The sequence below is a fragment of the Phenylobacterium sp. genome, assembly GCF_036563385.1.
Taxonomy (GTDB): domain Bacteria; phylum Pseudomonadota; class Alphaproteobacteria; order Caulobacterales; family Caulobacteraceae; genus Phenylobacterium.
On sequence record NZ_DATCML010000011.1, the window covers coordinates 88,493 to 106,028 of the forward strand.

The 17,536-nt window shown below is 65.2% G+C and carries 12 protein-coding genes; 4 read left to right on the forward strand and 8 right to left on the reverse strand.

Annotation, left to right across the window (positions count from 1 at the left end; all coding sequences use genetic code 11):
- Positions 1 to 42: 42 nt before the first annotated feature.
- Positions 43 to 585 (forward strand): TIGR02281 family clan AA aspartic protease, encoded by a 543-nt coding sequence (locus VIL67_RS08620; protein WP_332048468.1) that lies wholly within the window; start codon positions 43 to 45, stop codon positions 583 to 585.
- On the opposite strand, the gene dusA is transcribed toward VIL67_RS08620, so the two are convergent.
- The gene (gene dusA, locus VIL67_RS08625; RefSeq protein ID WP_332048964.1) at positions 529 to 1,563 is read right to left on the reverse strand and encodes a tRNA dihydrouridine(20/20a) synthase DusA; all 1,035 of its coding nucleotides are present in this window, start codon (positions 1,561 to 1,563) and stop codon (positions 529 to 531) included. The two genes, VIL67_RS08620 and dusA, sit on opposite strands and share 57 nt — an antisense overlap.
- Positions 1,564 to 1,667: 104 nt before the next feature.
- Here dusA and VIL67_RS08630 point away from each other — a divergent pair, with 104 nt between their 5' ends.
- Complete coding sequence (locus VIL67_RS08630; RefSeq protein WP_332048469.1) at positions 1,668 to 2,729, forward strand: tyrosine-type recombinase/integrase; 1,062 nt, start codon at positions 1,668 to 1,670, stop codon at positions 2,727 to 2,729.
- On the opposite strand, the gene VIL67_RS08635 is transcribed toward VIL67_RS08630, so the two are convergent.
- The 6 genes from VIL67_RS08635 to VIL67_RS08660 all read right to left on the reverse strand — a co-directional run bounded on the left by VIL67_RS08635 (position 2,726) and on the right by VIL67_RS08660 (position 9,564).
- Positions 2,726 to 2,917: a hypothetical protein gene (locus VIL67_RS08635; protein ID WP_473964807.1), complete on the reverse strand. Its 192-nt coding sequence runs from the start codon at positions 2,915 to 2,917 to the stop codon at positions 2,726 to 2,728. The two genes, VIL67_RS08630 and VIL67_RS08635, sit on opposite strands and share 4 nt — an antisense overlap.
- Before the next feature lie 1,137 nt (positions 2,918 to 4,054).
- Complete coding sequence (locus VIL67_RS08640; RefSeq protein ID WP_332048471.1) at positions 4,055 to 5,014, reverse strand: hypothetical protein; 960 nt, start codon at positions 5,012 to 5,014, stop codon at positions 4,055 to 4,057.
- Positions 5,015 to 5,285: 271 nt separating this feature from the next.
- Positions 5,286 to 6,428, reverse strand: a complete 1,143-nt coding sequence (locus tag VIL67_RS08645; protein WP_332048472.1) for an HNH endonuclease — start codon at positions 6,426 to 6,428, stop codon at positions 5,286 to 5,288.
- 98 nt (positions 6,429 to 6,526) lie between these two features.
- Positions 6,527 to 7,819, reverse strand: coding sequence for a hypothetical protein (locus VIL67_RS08650; protein ID WP_332048473.1), 1,293 nt, complete (start codon positions 7,817 to 7,819; stop codon positions 6,527 to 6,529).
- 206 nt (positions 7,820 to 8,025) lie between these two features.
- Positions 8,026 to 8,928 (reverse strand): HEPN domain-containing protein, encoded by a 903-nt coding sequence (locus VIL67_RS08655; RefSeq protein WP_332048474.1) that lies wholly within the window; start codon positions 8,926 to 8,928, stop codon positions 8,026 to 8,028.
- Positions 8,929 to 9,258: 330 nt separating this feature from the next.
- Positions 9,259 to 9,564 (reverse strand): DUF736 domain-containing protein, encoded by a 306-nt coding sequence (locus VIL67_RS08660; protein ID WP_332048475.1) that lies wholly within the window; start codon positions 9,562 to 9,564, stop codon positions 9,259 to 9,261.
- A 330-nt stretch (positions 9,565 to 9,894) separates the two neighbouring features.
- Between VIL67_RS08660 and VIL67_RS08665 the strand changes: the two genes are divergently transcribed.
- Together VIL67_RS08665 and VIL67_RS08670 are read left to right on the forward strand one after the other, a co-directional pair.
- Positions 9,895 to 10,362 (forward strand): very short patch repair endonuclease, encoded by a 468-nt coding sequence (locus VIL67_RS08665; RefSeq protein ID WP_332048476.1) that lies wholly within the window; start codon positions 9,895 to 9,897, stop codon positions 10,360 to 10,362.
- An 88-nt stretch (positions 10,363 to 10,450) separates the two neighbouring features.
- Positions 10,451 to 11,755 carry a DNA cytosine methyltransferase gene (locus tag VIL67_RS08670; protein ID WP_332048477.1) on the forward strand — a complete coding sequence of 435 codons (1,305 nt, stop codon included), beginning with the start codon at positions 10,451 to 10,453 and terminating at the stop codon, positions 11,753 to 11,755.
- On the opposite strand, the gene VIL67_RS08675 is transcribed toward VIL67_RS08670, so the two are convergent.
- Positions 11,752 to 17,526, reverse strand: a complete 5,775-nt coding sequence (locus tag VIL67_RS08675; protein WP_332048478.1) for a helicase HerA domain-containing protein — start codon at positions 17,524 to 17,526, stop codon at positions 11,752 to 11,754. The genes VIL67_RS08670 and VIL67_RS08675 overlap by 4 nt on opposite strands.
- Between the last annotated feature and the right edge of the window lie 10 nt (positions 17,527 to 17,536).

Here is a 17,536-nt window from a genome sequence, read left to right on the forward strand (position 1 = left end):
AACCTTCGCGGCTCGGGACTGGCCTTACGGGCTGCGGAGCGGATGAACGAGCGGGTGTCCAACCTCGTCAGGTATGCCCTGGTGGCCTTCGTGGCCTCGGCCTCGGCCTTCGCCTCGGCCGGCGCCGTGGTGGCCTTCGCGCCCAAGCCGCCGGCGCTGCGCGCCGCCCGCGCCGAGGCGCCGGTGGTCATCGCCGCCCAGCCGGAAGCCGGCGCCGGCCCACGCGCCGAGATCCCCAAGGCCGCCGACGGGCACTACTGGGCCGACGCCGAGGTGAATGGCGCCCGGGTGCGCTTCCTGGTGGACACCGGCGCCACCGCCGTGGCGCTCACCCCCGCCGACGCCCAGCGGCTCGGCGTCAAGCTCGATCAGCTGAAGTTCGACTACACCGTGGGCACCGCCGCCGGCCAGACGCGCGCCGCCTCGATCAAGCTCGCCGCGGTGTCAGTGGACGGCGCCCGGGTGGAGAACGTCGACGCCCTGGTGATGGAGAAGGGCCTCGACTCCTCCCTCCTCGGGATGACCTACCTAGGCCGCCTCTCCAGCTTCCAGGCCACGCGCCAGGCGCTGTTCCTGCAGCCCTGAGATCGCCGCGAGCGCGCGGTCGACGACCTCGATCCCGGCGCCTGGCTTGACGCCCTCCACCGTCAGGATCCGCCGCCACGCCCGGGCGCCCGGCAGGCCGTGGAACAGGCCCAGCATGTGCCGGGTCATGGCGGCCAGGTGCACGCCCTCGGCCAGCCGCGCCTCCAGGTATGGCCGGTAGCGCCGCACCGCTTCGAAGCAGTCCACCGTCGCCGCCCCCGCCTCGCCGAAGATGCGGGCGTCGGCTTCGCCCAGAATGGCTGGCGTGTGATAGGCCGCGCGCCCCAGCATCACCCCGTCCACGTGGCGCAGGTGTTCCTCGGCCTCGGCCAGCGAGCCCACGCCGCCGTTGATGACGATGGTCAGCTCCGGCCGCTCGGCCTTCAGCCGCCAGACCAGCGGATAGTCGAGCCGCGGGATGTCCCGGTTCTCCTTCGGCGACAGCCCCTTCAGCCAGGCCTTGCGGGCGTGGACCACGAAGTGGCGCACGCCGACGGCGGCGCAGCGGTCCACCAGCTCGAAGAGGCTCTCCTGGGGCTCCTGCTCGTCGACGCCGATCCGGCACTTCACGGTGGCGGGAACCTGCACCGCCTCGCCGATGGCGGCCATGCACTCGGCCACCAGCGCCGGCTCACGCATCAGGCACGCGCCGAACCGCCCCGACTGCACCCGGTCGGACGGACAGCCGACATTGAGGTTGATCTCGTCATAGCCCCAGGCCTCGCCGATCCGCGCCGCGACCGCCAGCTCCGCCGGCTCGGACCCGCCCAGCTGCAGCGCCACCGGATGCTCCACCGCATCCAAGCCCAGCAGCTTCTCCCGGTCGCCATGCAGCACGGCCCCGGTGGTCACCATCTCGGTATAGAGCAGCGCCCGCGCCGACAGCGTCCGGTGCAGAGCCCGGCAATGCCGGTCCGTCCAGTCCATCATAGGTGCAACGGCTAGCCTATGCGCTTGAAATTCCTGCACTTTTCTTATAGTCTCAACGAGTTAGCGGACACCGAGCGCATCCGATCTTACGCATTCGCACGGGGTCTTTCGCGGCTTTTCGACCTCTCGGTGCACACGGAGCGCACACGAAAATGGCTACCTTCACAAAGCTCGCTTCCGGATCCTGGCGCGCGCAGGTGCGCCGCAAGGGACGCTATGTAAGCGAGACGTTCCTCCGACGCGAGGACGCACGCGCCTGGGCCACCGAGGCGGAACGCAGCATCGACCGCGGGCTGATCCCGCCTCCGTCGCGCGTCAAGCGACTGAGGACGTTCAGCGAACTCATCGATCTTCACGTTGCGGACATGAAGGAGGTGGGGCGCGCGCCCGGCCGTTCTAAGGACGCCACCCTCGCGATGCTCCGTCGCGAGTTGGGCGATCTCGGGCTGGAGGAGCTCGATCGCGAGCGTCTGGTGAAGTTCGGCCGCAAGCGCGCCGCGGAAGGCGCCGGTCCGGTCACCGTGAGCATGGACATCGGGGCGATCCGCCTCGTGGTCTCCCACGCCGCCGCGGTCCACGGGCTTGCCGTGTCAGTCGAGCAGGTGGAGCTGGCGCGCATCGCGCTCAAGCGACTCGGCCTGGTGGGCAAGAGTAACGAACGGGATCGCCGACCGACTGACGAGGAGATCGAGCGTCTGACGACCTACTTCGACGACAATCCACGACAGATCATTCCCATGAGCCGGATCGTCCGCTTCGCCGTGGCGACCGCGATGCGTCAGGAGGAGATCTGCAAGGTGACCTGGCCGGACCTGAACGTGCGCACCCGTATGCTCACCATCCGCGACCGCAAGGATCCGCGGGCCAAGAAGGGCAACGACCAGCGGATCCCCCTCCTCGCCGTCTCGGGCTTCGACGCCATGGCGCTGATCGAAGAGCAGCGGGCTTGCCGCGGGAACGAACACGATCGGATCTTCCCCTACTGCCACAAGTCAGCAGGGGCGGCCTTCACCCGCGCATGCCGTGAACTGCAGATCGAGGACCTGCACTTCCACGACCTGCGCCATGAAGGAACAAGTCGTCTCTTCGAGGCCGGTTTCACGATCGAGCAGGTCTCACTCGTTACCGGCCACAAAGATTGGAAGATGCTGCGGCGCTACACGCACCTGCGACCGGAAGCGCTGCACGCCATCGCGGCCGCACGGGTCGCCTAGGCCGGGCCGACCCGCCGGCCGTTACGGACACTCCTGAACGACCGGGGCTCGGCCCGAAGCGCCGGCTGGACCATCCTCACGTCGTGCGTGGAGGTCTGGCGCGCGCGCTCCGCCCAGGCCTGCAGGTCTTCCACACCGTAGACCACACGACCGCCGATCTTCCGGTACGCAGGACCGGTCCCGTACATCCGATGCTTCTCGAGAGTTCGGCCGGACAGGCCTAGGAAGCGACCGGCTTCCGCCGTGCGGAGGAAGCGGGCCGGAAAAGGCAGCTCATCGAACATCGGGTGACCTTTCGTGGTAGATTGGCCCACCCTAGCCGCGCCGCAGTCGCAAGCGCACGCGCAACCCTACGCTGCGCCGCGAACCGGCAGCCCCTTCGCCTCCAATCTCCGCTACCTGCGGTGCAGATCATCAGCGTCAACCGTGCGTCCTGGGGATCGCCTCCTCGCCACTCCCAGCATTGGAAGACCCTATGCTTATGCTGGCTAGTTGCGCAGCTTTGCGCCAATAGCGGTCATTCAGTCGGGCTCAGGAAGCGGACATTCGCCCGCTGGCATGCGTGCGTCATCGAGTTTGGCCCTGCCCGTCTCGCGGACCCTGCTGTGCTCCGCAACGGTGACCAGGCCCTTGATCGTCGGTAAATCATGACGCCAGCTTGCTTCGGACAATGCACATGCACCTGCGGCCAACTCGACACTGAGTTTGACCGGATCGCCTCGTCGGAATTGCGTTCGCCGATGCGCCTAAATGACATCGTTCGGTCAGGTATTGGCTGGTATCAAGATCGGAGTCTTGGCGACCATCACCTGGACGGTTGGACCGAAAACGATGGACTTTACATACTTTGGCACAAGGATGACTACTGCGCAACGCACGAGATGTTCCACATGCGTGCACTCTATGTGGGTAAGGGGAAGATTCTTCGGAGGCTAATCAGTCACTGGAGAACAAAAAGAATGCACGAAGAGATGCTCATATATGTGACTCATGTGGAACTTTGCAATCGAGTTGCCAAATACATTGAGCAACTATTCCTGGATCTTTTTGATTTCCCCTACAACAAGAGGGAGAATCCGGGTACGCGGAAGTTGTGCGCTCATCTAAGCCAATCGGAAGTGGACTGATAGCTCAGCAGCGGCGGCGAAGGTCTCGAGCGCTCGCTGTTCTCTGGTCCACTTTCCCGTGGCGAGCGCAATAACTGCCTCGCTGTGCGTCGCTGCGCCAGCTCGACAACATCGGAATGCCTGCGCAACTCATGTGCTCCACCTGACTTTCGATGCCCGACAGACGTTCAGCCAGGCACCTCAGCGAAGCTAGCGAGACTATGGCTGGCGCAGACGGGCCTTGCCGATGAAGGCGTACGCCGCCTCTTGCCGAGCTGAGCCAAGCCCCCCAAGGTACTCCAGCACTCGAAACGGGATCCCAAGCGCGGAGCCCACTTGATCCTTGATCAAATCGACGGCGACAGCCTTCAAGCTACGACGGCCGGCATGTTGCTGGAGCGCGTTGACGGTGAACTCACGAACTCGCGCGTCAATCTCTTCTTCTATATCGCGCAGTTCGCGGTTGTTGAAGGTGCCGGACTTGTCCACCAGCCAGCGACGGAACGCGACGATCGAACGATCGTCCCGCAACTCTTCCACACAAGGGTGATACGGCCCCTTACGACCGGCAATATCGTACAGGCTCCGAAGCGAGACAACCGCTTCGGCGACTCTGAGGGCGTCGTACTCCGCCCGATCCAGCCCTTCACCGGGAGAGGCCTCGCCCCCGAACGCGTAGCGAGCCGTGACCGGGTTGAGCACCAGATTGAGGTTCAGGTGACGCAAGTGCGCCACGAGCCAGATGTCGGTAGCCAACTGCCGCGGACCACAATTGCCACTCAGGCCCGTGTCGTAGAAGCGCAGCCCATGCGTATGATTGTCGACGAGCCCACGGGGGCTGTAGAACCGCCGCATGCCCTCATAGCCATCGACAAACATTTCATTGATGGAAGCGTCGCCCTGAAATCGAACAGACTCCACGAACTCATCAAGTCCTTGAGCTTTCGGGTGGAGGCCCGGCCACTCGCGATCGACGAACCGCACGTATGGCAACGTGCGCATGGATTGCGGGCATAGGCTTTCACAAGCGAACCAGAGCTCATCGTACAGAACGAATAGCCCCATCGAAGCGAGCAGCACGGGGTTCGGCGAACTGCCGCCATCGTTAGCCGTCTTAGCAGCCTGCCATTTGTAGCTGTAGCCGGCTGGAGAACTGAATCCAATCAGCGCTCGGCGCATCCCTATCGGCTCCTCAATCGGACTTCTCCCGCGCAGTAGAGCGTAGACTCGACATGTTCACTCCATGGTTTCACCCCGACCGTCCCCGGCGTTCGTCCGCGCTCAGACGCCGCTCTCCGCTCCTTATTCGAGGTCTCGCTCGTTCTGCCTCGCGCCAGTAGCGGACTTTGGCTTCTGCCCTATTAGCAGACCTCAGCAGCCCGCCTGGTCTTTGGACGCCTCGCACCAGGAGCGCATCTGTGTGTCACAAAGGTAGGCTTTCGCTGCCGTCTCACTGGCCCTGGCGACCCCTCTCATCCAACATGAGGCGCCGATGCTCGGCGCGATGGCAGGCCGCGCAGAGGCATTGCAAATCCCCTAGTGACGTTTCGTGATCCTGGTCCATGGCACTCACAAGGATGGTGTGGTGGACTTCGAACACCGCTTCGGCAATCGCGAGCGGAAAGATCCCGTACCAGTCGGCCGTGCAGGTCGGGTTTTCACAGGCAAGCCGCCCGTCATTCTCAGCCCGCACCTCGGCGCGCTTGGCTGCGACAGCGGTACGGCTGCGTTGTCGCTCGTTGCGAAGGTGCTGGGCGAGCCGCGGACTACCTTCCGCCCATCGTTTTTCGTCGGGATCCGATGGTGTCTCACTACCCCCGGGTGGCGTGGGCGCGGCCGCGGAGGCGGTCGCCTTGGCGACGATGTCGTATCCCGCCTCCAGGATTGCACTGAAGCAACGCTCGCTCCACCCAGCCTTGAAATGCCCAGGGAACGCCTCGATGCCTAGGGCCTGCTCGACTGCCAAGCCGAACACCTTCTTGGGGGCTAGCCGCTCACCGGTTGGCAGTAGCACGTCGTAGTCTCGCGAGGGGGCGAAGTTCAGGGCATCCTCGCCGGCCAGCAGACGATCCACGGCGCGGCGGATCTGGAGGGCTGTGACGGGACGCAGTTCCTCTGCCGTCAACAAACCAACCTCCGGAATGGGCGTCGCACCGCCTCGGCGGAATTCGCCCTCGCGCAGGCCCAACAATCGCACGATGGCGAGCTGGTCCAAGTTGAAGTCGAACCTCACCTGCTTGGTCGAATGGCCTCCGGGGACGCCCTCAGCCTGACCGAAACGCCGCAACCGGCTTCGAACCATCCTGGCCAGCCGATCGCCGTCCAGTGTGGTGATCTCATCACGTTGAATGAGGACCCGACGGGCTTCCGGCAATTTCCTGGCCGGCTGACTGTCGATCAACACCGCCTGAAGCGAGCCATCGTCGATGCGGGATCGGCGGCAGATCGCGAGAAGCGCTGGGCCATGCCCCGGGTTTCTTGGCGGACGACCGCCAGTCGAGCCGCCCTGGCTGTGCAGGATGACAGAGCTGCCTTCCAGATCGAGCCGGGCATCGAGAAGGAGCCCATTATCGCCAGTGACGAGGTACGGCATTCGGAAACCCTGCTGAATTTGGCACCTGTCCCGAGCGGCCTTCGAGACGTCTGAACACGCGGTCGCCATCCCGCATGTGAGAACGCGTGCTCCAGTGGCTAAGGCGTGCCCGCACCCGGCGAACCGTCACTGACGACGGCTCTGCTCCGCTGGGCGGCCGTTTCGGCAAGGCCAATCACGGTGGCACGGAGGTCGGGGAACTTCTCAAGGGCCTTCTGGAACCCCGCGGAAGCGAGCAGTGCTTCGTAGGGACTGCCGTGCTCCTCGGTAGAGATGAAGCGCAAAGGAGCTTCGTCGAGACGGTCCAGCGCAGAAGCGAACAGCCGCGCCTCCAGCTCTGGATCCAGACGTGCAGCTTCGCGCCGATACCCTTCGTAAGCTCGGGCGACGGAAGCCTTGAACGCATAGTCTTCGGATAGGCGGAAACGCTGGCCGATTTGGCGCGTGGCGAGCCAAGCGAACCAAACCGGCGCCGCAATCGCGAGGAGCGACATGCCGGCGTTCATCCACAGCCATTGCGGTTTCACCCCGGTCGTGGTCGCCAGCGATTGTAGTTCTGCGAGGCGGTGCGCCCCCAGGTAGGCTCCTGCGAGCAGGGCCAAGAGCAGCATGCCGACCCAATACCGGGTGGAGAGAGTGAGGCTGGCTGCTCTCTCTGAGAATGCAGCTGCCAAGCCAACCGTAGTAGCGGCGCTGTAAGCGGCATCGATATTCTGGATCGATTGCTTTGCGGCTTCTTCCTCTTTGGCGATCGAGGCTTTGCTCAGAGCTGTTGCGTTCTGGTCAGCTGCAGCTGCCTCAGCCGCCTGCTTGGCCTCTGACACGTACCGCTCGATCTCGGCACGAGCCTCCGTCAGCGTCTGCAGATCCGTGGGCAGATCCAAGGCCGCAGCGTGCGCCTCATCGATTCGCTGGATCTTCTCCTCAAGGTCGCCAGTTCGAGGCTCGAGTCGCGTTAGCGCCGCCTCGAGGCTGCGAATACGGCGGGCGAGTTCCCTTGGGACGAGGTTGGAGCGCTGTACCTCCTCCCAGTCTGGCAACCGCTCTGTCGGCAGAGACTGCTCGACGTTCAACATCAGCGACTCGAAGCTAGCAAGGAACGGGAGGACGTTGCCCCCAAGGTTCGGAAGCGCATTCCCTTGGAACCAAGCCACCTGCTCCGGCAGATTTTTCAGCTTCCGTCGGAGATCAGCATCGAGTTCATCGTCTTGCAGCGACTTGAGACGCTCCGACAGCTTGCGTGTACGGCCCGCCAAGTCGTCTCGGCTGATAGGCGGCACAGTCCACGGGTTGCCCATCGCTGCGTGGTAGGGCTGATCAGTCCACGATGATGCGATGGCAGTAGCGAGCCCCTCCAACGCATTGGCAGCGGCGATTATCTCAGTCTGCATCTCGGCCCCCCGGCAGGAATGCGGTGACCTTACAGCCGTGTTGGACCACGTCCAGCACGCGACAACCGCGACTCGTGCCCCGCAAGTGATGCAGCGGCTGCATTCGCAGGAGCTAACCTTTGCGCATGTTAGTGAAACCCGGTGGACGGGTAGCAGAGGTGAGCACTCGGAAGCGACCAAGCAGACCTTCTGAACGTCACTAAGAGTCAGCACCTGACTCTAAGCACGCGCTCACACTCCAAGCGCACCCGATCGTGCAGAACCGCAATGCGTTCGGCGAGCCATGCGAGTTCACCGGAAGTGATCCGGAAATGCGGTGAGTACCGCGCATCGACATAGGCCCGGCGCAGCAGCTCCCAGGAGCGCTGCTCGAACTTCGTTCCCCGCGGCCAGGCGGCAATCAGGTCCGGCGCCAGACGCTCGGCCTGGGAGCGCAGGAAGTTCAGCTTGTGCGACTTCGGGCTATAGAGTGTCAGCGTCAGCAGCAGGCAGTGGTACAGCCGCTCGGCAGTCTGGTGCAGGTCGAACGCAGCTTCCTTCGAATAGCCCCGCTTCATCGCTTCCAGCCCGAGCTCTAGCCGTCGCTCGGCGCTGGGAAGCCACTCGTCGAAGTGCGCCTTCGCCTCCACCCGCGCTTCGTCCGCGGACAGCTCGCGCGGCTTGCCAAGCGGCTCAGGGTCGGCCTGGTAGAGCGCCACCCCATCGCGCACGATGTCGGTGAAGAAGGGGCGCCCCCGGGCGAGCTGCTTGTTCACGTCGGCCAGGGAGTGGACGATGAAGTTCGCCGGCGCAGACAGCGCGTGGGTGGTCTCGTACTCGCGCAGCAGGTGCTCGTCCGCCTTGGCCCAGTACTCTACCACGTCGGTCAGCTCGTCTTGGTTCACCACCACCAGCAGGTCGTAGTCGGAGCGATAACCGCTCACCCGATCCTCCACCCAGTCGCCACGGGCGTAGGAGCCAAAGAGGACGATCTTCAGGATCCGCCCCATCTTGCGCCTGGCGATCTGTCGGTGGGCGACGACGTCTTCGAACTCAGCGAACAGGAGCTGGACCACGCGCGACAGCTCGCGGCGCTTGCCCTCTGGCAGGTGGTCAAGACTCGTCTTCATTTCGGGAGAGTCGCCCGCCGCAACATGCCTTGCAAGTGAAGGCCCGCATCCAGCCCAGGGCGGTAACCGCAGGGCACGTTGTCGATCGCAAACCGCCTGGCGCGGTCACACGCCCGAGCGACTGCCGACGGCTTCGCTGTCATACGAAGCTGCCTAGAAGCCTATCCTGCCCTCAACCTCACGGCCCTCAACCACCCTCACGGCAGCGGCGGTAAGTCCGGACGGGCGGTCCGCCGCAGCCTCGGGGATGCGGCGGCACAACTAGGCAGCTAAACGTCAGCCATGCGGTTCGACCGACGCCCCTTCAAGGAGGCGCCGGTCGCCCTAGCCTCAGCCGCGTTGCCGGGACCAGACCAGATGCCAGCCATCAGGCCGTTCGACCAGCATGGCTGACGCCGGTCCTGCGAAGCTGAGGTCGTCAAGCTCCACGGCCAGCACCTCTTCGCCGCTCAGGCCGGTCTTGCGCACAGCGACGCCGACCTCCACCGGACCTGCGAAGACCGTGAAGGCCGACGCCGGTGCAGCGGAGGACGCGTGCGGGCGGAACACCACCCGGTTCAAGACCAGTGTGAGTGTTCGGAGCTCGCCTACGAAGCTGCCGTCCTCCTGCAGTTGAAACTTCCCGATTGTCGCCATTGCGATCGTCCTCTTCAGGGGCCGCGCCAGCCGCGGCTCCGTGGCCGCTCGCGGCCGGGGTGCGGCGCGCCCGCAGGCGAAGCCCCGGAACGCAGTGGAGGACGGCGGCAGCCGTTTCGGGCGCGGCGTAGAGGGCGTGCCCTCCACCCCGGGCAAGGTGGCCCATGGAGCCGTCTGGCGCGGTGCGCCAGAAAGCACCCGCGACAATGGGGCGTCCGGGCTTGTCGCAGCGGCGCTCCAGCTTGGGCTGCACGTGGCCAGCTTCCGGGCACCAGCAATGGAACGCGTTTTGATCGGCGCCGGTCGGCCGCACGGACTCAGGGTCGTATCGTGGCGCGCACGCTGCTAGGTTCCGGGTTGGGCTCCATGGCAGATCCGCTGACACCAGAAGCACGCAGTGCGCACATGGCCCGGATACGCGGCCGGGACACAGGGCCTGAGCTGCTGCTCCGGAAGTTGTTGTTCGCCATGGGCTACCGCTTCCGCCTGCATCGCAAGGACCTGCCCGGGCGGCCCGACATCGTTTTCAAAGGTCGCCGCAAGGTCGTTTTCGTGCACGGCTGCTTCTGGCACCAGCACCCCGGTTGCGGCGTGGCGCACGTGCCCAAGACACGGCCGGACTATTGGCGTGACAAATTCGCGCGCAACCGAGAACGCGACGCCCGGAATGAAGAACGCCTGCGTGAAGCGGGTTACGACTGCTTCGTCGTTTGGGAATGTGAGGTCCGCGACGAACGCCTACCGGGCAAGCTGCGCGAATTCCTTGGGCCGGCCACGGCCAAGCAAGGGCGTTCGTAGGTCACGCCATTGTCGCGTCGCCTGATTCTGCCCCAAAGCAATGTTGGGTCCCTTGTGGCTGGAGCAGCCCCGCAGCCCCCGGAGTGTGATGGCTAGGCCTCGTTTCATCGACTTGTTCTCCGGATGCGGCGGCCTGGCGCTCGGACTCATGCAAGCCGGCTGGGAAGGCGTCGCCTGCATCGAGCGTGAGGCATTTGCGTTCGCCAGCCTTGCGCGGAACATGGTGGACGCAGGCAAGGGCTGGGACCTCGAATGGCCCGAGGGCCTCCCCGTAGAGCCGATGTCGATTGGGGACTTCCTGGAGCGCAACCCTAAGGTCGTGAAGGCGCTTGCCGGCACTATAGACCTGCTCAGTGGCGCTCCCCCCTGCCAAGGCTTCTCGTCTGCCGGGCGCCGCGTCGCTTCTGACCCCCGCAATAATGCGTTCTGGTCCTTTATGGACGCCGTACGCGCCATCCAGCCGAAGATGGTGTTGATCGAGAACGTCAAAGGGATCGAGCTGCCCTTCCTGAAGAAGGGAGGCGGATTCAACCTGCCGAGCCATGTGAAGGTGTCGGGGGAGGCGAACACCTTCTCTGAAGTGATCAGCTCCGCGCTCTCAGATGCAGGCTATGTCTGTACAAAGCGGGTGGAGTTCTCAAGCGATTACGGCGTGCCGCAGCTGAGGCCCCGCTTCTTGCTGCTCGGCATCCGGGCGGACCTACTGCCTGAGGGCGGGCTGTTCGATTTCTGGGCTGCCGTCGTGCAGCAACAACGGCGTACCCGGGAGAATTACGGCCTGCCGGTCGACCGCGCGGTGAGCGCCGAGGAGGCTATCTCCGACCTGGAGCTCATTGGGGCCGAGATGGTGCCATGCCCCGAGACGAAGGGGTTCCTCCAGCCAGTCTACCGCAAGCCTGCGACGAGCTACCAGCGGCTCATGCGGCGCATGATGGTGGACGGGGAGCAACCCAACAGCATGCGGATCCCGAACCATCGGGACGAAACCGTTACAAAGTTTTCCCGGGCGATTGCCTGGGCGCAGGAGACCGGCCGGACCGGCATGAACCTGCCTGAGGACCTCAAGGCGGAGCTGGGCTTCAAAAAGCAATGTGTGCGGGTGCTCGGCGCAGGGAAGCCTGCGCCGACCGTCACCAGCATCCCGGACGACGTTATCCACTACTCGGAACCGAGGGTCTTGAGCGTACGGGAGTGTGCGCGGCTGCAGTCCTTCCCAGACCTCTTCGAGTTCGCTGGCAAGTTCACAACCGGCGGCGAGCTGCGCAAGGTCGAGAACCCAAGGTACACCCAAGTTGGCAACGCCACCCCGCCGCTCCTGGCGGAAGTGCTGGGGCACGTCCTCGCCAGGGTGGCGCGCGAACTCGCACGAGCGCAAAAGGAACGGGCCGCCTAGTCCAGGAACGTTTGGGTAACGCCGCCGTGCCGGGTGACGCGGGGACGGATGCTGAGCTTACGCGGCACCGCATATAGGCCGCTCTGGGAAGACTGGCACCAGGCATAGCATTGGCCTTTCTCGATCCGCAGGACGCGGTCCCCAAGCTCCCGCATCGGGCCAATAGCCGCCGCGAGGTCGGCCTGGTTCCGAGCCGTGCCCATCCCGAAGACGAACGCGGTGTCGAGGAACTTCAATATCCCGTCGGGCAAGGACTCAACGTCCTGGGTCGCGAAGACATAACTCGCCCCCTCGTGCCGCATATTGCGGATGCGGGACGAGATCTTCTCCTCGAACTCTGCCGACATGTACTCATGGGCTTCATCGAACACGACGAGCTTATTGAAACCACGAAGATTGCCAATTTGGTTGGCGCAAACGAGGAAGAACCTCAATGCGTCATGCTTGTTGAAGAGGTTCGCCCGCAGGTCAAACACCGTGACGCTGCCAGGGCGCACGATTTGGGAGAAATCAGTCGGTTCCGACTGGGACACGTACTCGCGGAGGAAACGCAGGCGCAGCTCACCAGCCTTCCGGCTCGCTGCCGGGATGTCATCGGCCTGGAGCGCCTCCTCGATTGCTTCGAGGGTGACTGGCACCCGCTGCTTCTCGAGGTCCCTGAGGACAGCGGTGATCGTTTGGGCGTACACGCGCTGGTGCCCAGGCTCCCCCATCAACAACATCCAGTCCTCTAGGCTGAGGTTCGCTGGGTTGAAGGCAAGTTCAGACGAACTTGCAGGCCCGTACTCCGCCAGACGACGGTCCGTGAGTTGGTTCGGCAGCGCTAGGACTTGGACATTGTGTAGCGCGGTCGGCGCAACCCCATACCCCCGCAAAGCGTCGGCGTCGGATGGATTGTCATTCGGGAAGCAGAGCGATGAATACTCGAAGCGATCATGCGCAGATTGCCGGTAGTTGAACACCACCACCGCGAGCGGCTGGGGCAATGCGTTGACGGTCCCGAGCGGCTCGACAGCCCCTTCAATAAGGGTGTTCAGGAAGTAGCTTTTGCCCGAGCCCATGTACCCGAACACGCCGACCGCATGGGTCTGCTCGAGGTCCAAGGCGACGGGGTGCCCCCGCTCATTTCTCCCAATCGTTGCCCAACGGCGTGAAGCCGCGGAACTCCCGATGATCGAGGGCGTGGCGTCGAGGGGCGCCTCGCCTGCCGCTGCAGCTGTAGCCACCGCGCGCGGCGCAATCTCCTGGAGTGGCGGAACAGGTTCTGGCTCAGCTTCCGTGCCCTTGGCCTCGGGAGCAGCCTCCGCGGTTGATGGATTGGGCGCGGCCGCAGCAGCGGGCGTGCTTCCACCGTCCTGCGGCAGTTCAGCAGCGGCTCCACTGCCGCCACTTCCGTCGGGCGGTGAGGGAGCGGCCGGCGCGCCGCCGCCCTCCTCGCCAGCGTCATCCCGGCCGAAGTCGGGCGTGCCGGCTTCCCCAGCTATAGCTGCAGATGTGGCGAGCTGCAGGAGGGCCGCATCCAGTTGGTCGCGGGCGTCGGCGCTCACCACCGGCGCGCCGTCCCAGAAGAACCCCGGCAGCGCCTTCGGGTCCATCGTCACGTGGAAGACGGAGTCCTCCCGCGAGATGCTGTAGGCGGAGACGCCGAGCAGCGGAGTGCCGAAGGCGCCCGGCAGGAAGGTGAAGACGGCGCCTGTGGCGACACGGAAGGTAAGCTGCGACCAAAGCACTCGACGCAGTAGCTCGGCGGTGGCCTCCGCCGGCTGTGGCCTGGGAGACAAGCCGAGGCCAAGCTCCAGCAGCAACGCCAGCGCGTTGCGGCGTGCATGTGCGGCAACTGGCGGCGCGTCCGGATCCCCAAAAGCCCGGCCAATGGCCTCGAGCAGTTCGCGCGTCTTGCGGACCTGCGTCCTTGCGTGGGCGGCGTCCGCTGGGGAGAGTGGTGACGGTTTGGACGGGCTCCCGCGGTGCTTGACCTCGATCGGCACCGCAGTGATGTCCAGGCGTTCGTCCGCGAGCCGCAAGACGAGCAGCACAAAGTCTGCGCGGTTCCTGCTTTCCTCGTGGTGCCCGGGCCCTGCCAAGCCTTCAAGGATCGGGTTCACCGCGTCAACGGGAAGCACGGCATGCACTTCGCCGTCGTTTAGCCATGCGGCTGGTGGCGACGCGCCTGAGGGCGGGAATAACAAGCGGAAGGCGTAGAAGAAGCCCATCGCCCCGCGTTCCTGCGGGCGGCCGCCGTTGAACATAGACGCTAGCCCGATGCCACGGCGGCCGAGGTCAGTCAGCAGCTCATCGACTTGGGCGTCGGTAAGCGCCTGGCGCGAAGCCAGGCCCCGCCGGAAGGAGGCCGGCACTTCGGACGTTACATAGTACGAGCGCTCACCTGGGCTCGCACTCCTCCCCATGCCCATCCATCCGGTGCGCCACTCCCAAAGGAGTTGCCCCGCTTGCCTGCTGGCGTACTCGGCAAGCACGCTGGGATGCAGGTGGAGGTCGCCCAGCACGGTCCACCGGCTTGCCTTCTGCTCCCGTCCTAGCGTGGACGGCATCCGGATCCGCACAGCGGCGGCCGTGCCGTCCTGCGTGAATTCGATCTCTTTGAGGAGCGCGGCTAACCCGAACTCGTCATTCACGCCTGGCGCTATCGCTTGATCTCGAGCAAGCCAGGTCGTTGCACCGTTGAAGGTGGTCACCGCGAACCGGCGCAAGGGCCAGGGGCCCCACCCGCCAAGGCCGCGACTAGGCTCGTGCGCTGTGGTGGTCTCGATCGCTTCAAAGACCCGGAAATCTACCCGCGGCGGAAGTGCATCTTCGGCGACGCTCCGCCAGGTGAAGCCTGGATAGGATTGCCCCTCCGAACGGCGTTTGAGCAGTTGTTGCCGCCGCGGCGGGCTGCCTTGGCGACTCTTCGAGTCCCAGACCTCCACGCCGCCTGGGAAGCCGCCCCCGGCTTCGTCGCCGAGCAGCTTGATGACCGCGTCATCGATCGCCGAACTTCGCGGCACCGGTTGGAGGGCATCCAGCGCGACCGCGATGGTCTCTCCGTAGGGGTGCACCGCCTTGTAATCTGCCAGTGCGCGTTTCAAGGCGCCTTCTGTGACCCCGGCCTGCCCAGCCCAGGGTAGAGGTGCACGCAGGGAGGTCGGTGGCGGCGAGCTTTGGCTTTGGACCACAGCCACGAGGCCCGACCAGGCAGCAAAGGTGTCGCCGGCCCCCTGTTCCAGCGGCTGGGCGACCGCCAATTCTTCAACCTCAGCGGGGTTCGGCAGTCCGGTAGAACACGGGATGTTCCACCCCTCCGCGAGCTCAAGCAAGCGGGCGGGCAGCTGGGCTTCCGTCGTTGTTGCTGCGGCATGCGCGACGCCCCACGCCCATGCGAGGCGTGCCGGGTGCATTGGCGACATAAGCACGGCGGCAACGCGAAGCGCTGACGCCTGTGGATTGATCCTCTCAAGCACAAAGATCGAAAAGGGGAAGCGCGCCAACATGCGCTCCCACGCGCCGAGCCGGGAGGCGGCTTCGGCAAGGCGTCGGTGCGCTTCGGAAAAGGCCACGATTTGGCGACGCGTCAGGCCGCTATAGGACCAAGCGGATAGCAGCTTGGCCCCCGCTGCGCCGGCGCCGTAGGCTCCGGCCACCTCCTGCGCGGCATCTGCAAAGGCCTGGTACTCCGGCAAGTGCTGCACGGCTGCCAAATGGGCGCCGCTAAAGGGCGGAACTTCACCGCCCCCGAGCCAGACCTCGAGGCTAGCCTCCCCGAATGCAGGGACATCCTGGGCTGGCGGCGCGCCGCGCGCCGACACCACAAGATGGCCGAGGCCCAATGCGGCGCCATCTGCCAGCACACGCCCGACATGCGTGCAAAGCCGCTGCTCATAAAGGCCGCGGATCTCATCCAGCGCTTCGGCTGGGGGATCGACCCGACCGCCTTGTTCCCGGCGGATGGCCCGGAGTAGGCCTGAGCTTGACAGCAGCTCGCCTTCGGCCGCGCGGAACACCGCCAGTTCCGAGGCACCCCAAACGATGGCATCACCCTCAGCGAAGTTGAGGTGCTGTTCGACAGGGCCAAAAACACCGTCCGCCAAGCGAAGGGCGCCCACGGCGACATCACCCTGGGCAGAGAGGCTGGGCGCATTTGGGGCAGCCAAGGTGGCGCGGTAAATGAGGCAGGTGCCCGCGCCCTTCGTGGGCAGCTGGAGGTCTCGCGTTTCCGCCGGAGCCCACCCATCGCCGTCGAAAGCGAAGCCGACGTCCGTCGACGGGAAGGTCTCAACGGGCTTCTGGTTCGCTCCTTCAGTCACGTAGACCGTTGGCGAGAACGGGCTCGGCACGATCACCTTCGCCGCCAGCTGCACTGGGGCGGGCGGCAGCCAGTTGCCGTTGTGGCGCTCGCTCGCGCGGAAGCTCGCGGAGAGCTTGGCAAAGGGGTTCCAGACTTGCGGCTTGCCGGGCGATCCGGTGATTGGCGCGCGCACGCCGACGGAAAGCCGCAAGACGCCTTGCTCCAGGACCAAGGCTGGGCTTCGCACTTGGAAGCGCTGGCCTTTCACATCCAGGGTTCCGGGCTGGATCCATGTGTCGCCATCTTCCGCAGCCGGCGGAGGGGTGTCCGACAAATGGATCGCTCGCTCAGGACCGCTGAGGTCGAAGGTGACGTTCTCGAGTACGAGGTCCCTCCCGCGGCTGGTGCCCTCAATGGCCGCGCGTTCGGTCAGCAAAAGCACCACTGAACCCGCCGCGGACGCCTTTGCATCGCCGCCTTCGGTCGGCAGCCAGTTCCATTTCGCCTGGTGCCCAGCGGCCTGGACTGCATCCGCAGCAGACAACGTCCACCAGGCCTTTGGATCGCCGTCTCCGCGCTCTGGTAAACCCGTGAAGCCTTGCAGCCCTTCCGCGGATGCGAGCGTCCTCCGCACTGCCTCGAACGGTGTCGCAGACGGATGCTCAGCACCCCAAGACAACCCCGACCAAGCTCCGCCGCCGCTTGCACCCGCGCGCGCTTCAAGGCGCGCTTGGAACTGTTCACGGGCTGTGCGGTCCGGCAGGGCTTCCGCGCACCACCGCGCCCAACGCTGTCCTTGCTCCCGCGCCTCGGCCTCCGAGCTGAACAACCGTTCGCCTTGCAGCGTGACGCCTTGGTAAGCGGACGGCGGCGCGGGCAGGCCCAAGCGGAAGAAGATCTGCATGGCGTCGGATGGCCTGAGCGCGCGGTCGATCGCGCCGAGGTCCTGCCCGAGCTCGTCGAGCGCCCGGTCCCAATGCCGGATGACGCCCAAGATGCCAGGCTCACTAGGCGTGTCGGGAGCTTCGGAGAGCGCCCCCTCTAGGAAGCGCAGTGCTGCATCGGCCACTTCCACGAAGTTCTGCTTCACGGCGGGGGCAATGGTGGGGTCGGTGGGATCCACCAGCGCCTCCGCGCCCAGCCTCGCCAGCAAGCCGAGGTCGCATCGGCAACCGACCGGGAAGCTCCGGGAGATGAAAGGCTCTACCGCGCTGCGGAAACCGGTATCTGGATCGAAATCTGTACCCGCCCAAACGAACACACGGCTATGGTCCGTACGCCATGCGAGCGCCTGACCTGGGGTCGCCGCGAACTCGCCGGCATTTGCGGCGTCCACGGTGACCAATACGGCGCCGCCGCGGATAGCCGCGTTGATCGTGTCTGCGACAGCTGCAGCGGCAGCTCCCATCCGCTCCGGGAACTCGACGTAAAGCCGGCCCGAGTAGTTCTCCAGGTGCCGACCAATGGCCTTACCGAGCAAGCTCAAGGGCGCTTAT

Excerpts from the sequence above, each read along its gene's own strand:
- VIL67_RS08670 (WP_332048477.1), top strand. The coding sequence starts at position 10,451 with ATGGCTAGGCCTCGTTTCATCGACTTGTTCTCCGGATGCGGCGGCCTG.
- VIL67_RS08630 (WP_332048469.1), top strand. The coding sequence starts at position 1,668 with ATGGCTACCTTCACAAAGCTCGCTTCCGGATCCTGGCGCGCGCAGGTG.
- VIL67_RS08645 (WP_332048472.1), bottom strand. The coding sequence starts at position 6,428 with ATGCCGTACCTCGTCACTGGCGATAATGGGCTCCTTCTCGATGCCCGG.
- VIL67_RS08640 (WP_332048471.1), bottom strand. The coding sequence starts at position 5,014 with ATGCGCCGAGCGCTGATTGGATTCAGTTCTCCAGCCGGCTACAGCTAC.
- VIL67_RS08655 (WP_332048474.1), bottom strand. The coding sequence starts at position 8,928 with ATGAAGACGAGTCTTGACCACCTGCCAGAGGGCAAGCGCCGCGAGCTG.
- VIL67_RS08650 (WP_332048473.1), bottom strand. The coding sequence starts at position 7,819 with ATGCAGACTGAGATAATCGCCGCTGCCAATGCGTTGGAGGGGCTCGCT.
- VIL67_RS08635 (WP_473964807.1), bottom strand. The coding sequence starts at position 2,917 with ATGTACGGGACCGGTCCTGCGTACCGGAAGATCGGCGGTCGTGTGGTC.
- VIL67_RS08620 (WP_332048468.1), top strand. The coding sequence starts at position 43 with ATGAACGAGCGGGTGTCCAACCTCGTCAGGTATGCCCTGGTGGCCTTC.
- VIL67_RS08660 (WP_332048475.1), bottom strand. The coding sequence starts at position 9,564 with ATGGCGACAATCGGGAAGTTTCAACTGCAGGAGGACGGCAGCTTCGTA.